Annotated in this window: 2 protein-coding genes; one reads left to right on the forward strand and one right to left on the reverse strand. The window is 72.2% G+C overall.

From position 1 onward, the window contains the following. A partial coding sequence (locus tag ACFW2E_RS41595; RefSeq protein WP_384475777.1) for a protease pro-enzyme activation domain-containing protein occupies nt 1-1,836 on the forward strand: 1,836 nt, incomplete at its 5' end. A gap of 209 nt (nt 1,837-2,045) precedes the next feature. Here ACFW2E_RS41595 and ACFW2E_RS41600 read toward each other — a convergent pair. Continuing rightward, a complete protein-coding gene (locus ACFW2E_RS41600) occupies nt 2,046-3,050 on the reverse strand; it encodes a Gfo/Idh/MocA family oxidoreductase (RefSeq protein WP_384475780.1) in 1,005 nt (334 codons plus the stop codon). Nucleotides 3,051-3,165 lie beyond the last annotated feature (115 nt).

Consider the following 3,165-nt stretch of genomic DNA (forward strand, 5'->3'; position numbering starts at 1 on the left):
AACACCCCGGGCGGGGCCGCCGGGGCGGGCACCAAGCCCGCCGGGGCCACGGCCAAGGCGGACAAGGGTGCCACGTCGGACAACGCCCAGGTCTCCGCCCGGGTGTACCTCGCCGGCCGGAACGCGGCCGGCCTCGCCGCCTACGCCAAGGCGGTGTCCGACCCGGACTCGCCGTCGTACGGCAAGTACCTGAGCGCCAAGCAGTCGCAGGCCCGCTTCGGTGCGACCAAGGCCCAGGTGGCCGCCGTCAAGTCCTGGCTGAAGTCGTCCGGGCTGACGGTCACCGCGGTCACGCAGCACTACATCGCCGTCACCGGTGACGTGTCCGCCGCCGAGAAGGCGTTCGGAACCCAGCTGCACAACTACGCCAAGGGCTCGAAGACCTACCGCGCGCCGTCGAAGACGGCCTCCGCGCCCAAGGGCCTGAAGGGCGCCGTCCTGACCGTCACCGGCCTGGACAACGCGCCGCACAAGTCGACGCACAACGACCAGCTGCCCCCGCCGGACGCGGTGTTCAAGAACTCCGGGCCGTTCTCCTCGTACTACGGCTCGAAGATCGCGACCACGCTGCCGGACGCGTACGGATCCAAGATCCCGTACGCGATCAAGGGCTACACGGGCAAGCAGCTGCGTGCCGCCTACGGCGCCGGCACGTACACCGGCAAGCACGTGCGCATCGCCATCACCGACGCGTACGCCTCGCCGACCATCGCCTTCGACGCCGCCAACTACGCCGCCAAGCACGGTGACGCGGCGTGGAAGACGGGCCAGCTGCACCAGGCGCTGCCGAAGAACTACACGAAGACCGAGGAGTGCGGGGCGGCCGGCTGGTACGGCGAGGAGACCCTCGACGTCGAGGCCGTGCACGCGGTCGCGCCGGACGCCGACGTCACCTACGTGGGCGCCGCGTCCTGCTACGACGACGACCTGCTCGACTCGCTCAGCAAGATCGTCGACAACCACCTGGCCGACATCGTCTCCAACTCCTGGGGCGACATCGAGGCCAACCAGACGCCGGACCTGGCGGCCGCGTACGACCAGGTCTTCCAGTTCGGCGCCGTGCAGGGCATCGGCTTCTACTTCTCCTCGGGTGACAACGGCGACGAGGTCGCCAACACGAAGACGAAGCAGGTCGACACGCCCGCCAACTCGGCGTGGGTGACCGCGGTCGGCGGTACCTCGCTGGCCGTCGGCAAGGGCGACAAGTACCTGTGGGAGACCGGCTGGGGCACCGAGAAGGCGACCCTGTCGGCCGACGGCAAGAGCTGGACCGGCTTCCCCGGCGCCTTCACCTCGGGTGCGGGCGGTGGCACCAGCAAGACCGTGCCGCAGCCGTACTACCAGAAGGGCGTCGTCCCGAAGTCGCTGGCCACGGCCAACAACGCCGCGGGCAACCGCGTCGTCCCGGACATCGCGGCCATCGCCGACCCGAACACCGGCTTCCTGGTCGGGCAGACCCAGACCTTCCCGGACGGGTCGGAGCAGTACAGCGAGTACCGCATCGGCGGCACCTCGCTGGCCGCGCCGGTGATCGCGGCGGTCCAGGCCCTGGCCCAGGAGGCACGCGGCGGCAAGGCGATCGGCTTCGCCAACCCGTCGATCTACGCCAAGTACGGCACGAAGGCGTACCACGACGTCACGGACAACCCGACCGGCTCCGGCCTGGCGGTGGCCCGCGTCGACTTCGTGAACGGCTACGACGCCGCCGACGGGCTCGCGACCTCGGTCCGCAGCCTCGGCAAGGACAGCTCGCTGTCCGCGGTGAAGGGTTACGACGACGTGACCGGCGTGGGCACGCCCGCGAACGGCTACGTCGAGTCGTTCCGCCGTCGCTGACGATCGCTCGCGCGGGGGCCCCGGCCGGGGGCATGGGGGGGGGGGGGGGGGGGTGTTTTTGTCGGGGGGGGCGGCGGGGCCCGGCCGCGCGCCCCCCCCCGTACCGCGAAGTCAAGGACCGGGCGCGTGGAGACGCGGCGCCCGTCCTCGCCGAGGCCCACGCGCAGGACACCCCCAGCGGCCGGGAGCCGCATCTCGGGTGCCGCGGGTCACGCGCCGCGGACCTCCTCGATCGTCACCGGGCGGTGCTCCCGCAGGGACAGGGTGCACGCTTCCGCGATCCAGCCGGCCTCCAGCGCGTCCGCGACGGTGCAGGGGGACGGCCGGGTGCCCGCGGCGACCTCGGTGAACGCGGTGAGTTCGGCGCGGTAGGCGTCGGTGAAGCGGTCCATGAAGAAGTCGTGCGGGGTGCCCGACGGGAAGGTGACGCCGGGCTCGACCGAGCGCAGCGGGAGCTTGTCCTCCAGGCCGACCGCGATGGAGTCCTGGAAGCCGTGCAGCTCCATGCGGACGTCGTAACCCCGGGCGTTGTGACGGCTGTTGGAGACCACGGCGATGGTGCCGTCGTCGAGGGTGAGGATCGCGCCGGTCGTGTCGGCGTCACCGGCCTCCGCGATGTAGTCCGCGCCCCGGTTGCCGCCCACGGCGTACACCTCGCTCACCTCGCGGCCGGTCACCCAGCGGATGATGTCGAAGTCGTGCACGGAACAGTCGCGGAAGATGCCGCCGGAGGCGGCGATGTACGCGGCCGGGGGCGGCGCCGGGTCCAGCGTCGTCGAGCGGACCGTGTGGAGCCTGCCCAGCTCGCCGCTCTGCACGGCGGCCCGCGCGGCGACGAAGCCCGCGTCGAAGCGGCGGTTGTAGCCGATCTGGATCGGCACGCCGCTGCCCTCGACCGCCTTGAGCACCTCCACGCCCTCCGCCATGGTGCGGGCGACGGGCTTCTCGCAGAAGACGGGGATGCCGGCCTCGACGCCGGCCAGGATCAGGGCGGGGTGGGCGTCGGTGGCCGCCGCCACGACGAGGCCGTCCACCCCCGCGGCCAGGACCGCCTCCGGCGAGTCCGCGACCTCGGCCCCGAACCGCTCCGCGGCGGCCTTGGCCGCCTCCGCGAACGGGTCGGCGACGACGAGTGACTCGACGGCGTCCAGTGCGGACAGGGTCTCGGCGTGGAAGGCGCCGATGCGGCCGAGGCCGAGGATTCCGATGCGCATGCTTCTCGTTGCTCCTTGTGCGTGTTCTGCCGTGCCGGGTCCGCGGTGCGTGATCGCCGTGCCGGGCGGCCCGCGGGGAGTGGATGTCGTGCCGGGCCGCGTACTCAGTCCAGTC

The organism is Streptomyces sp. NPDC058964, from assembly GCF_042741275.1.
GTDB lineage: Bacteria > Actinomycetota > Actinomycetes > Streptomycetales > Streptomycetaceae > Streptomyces.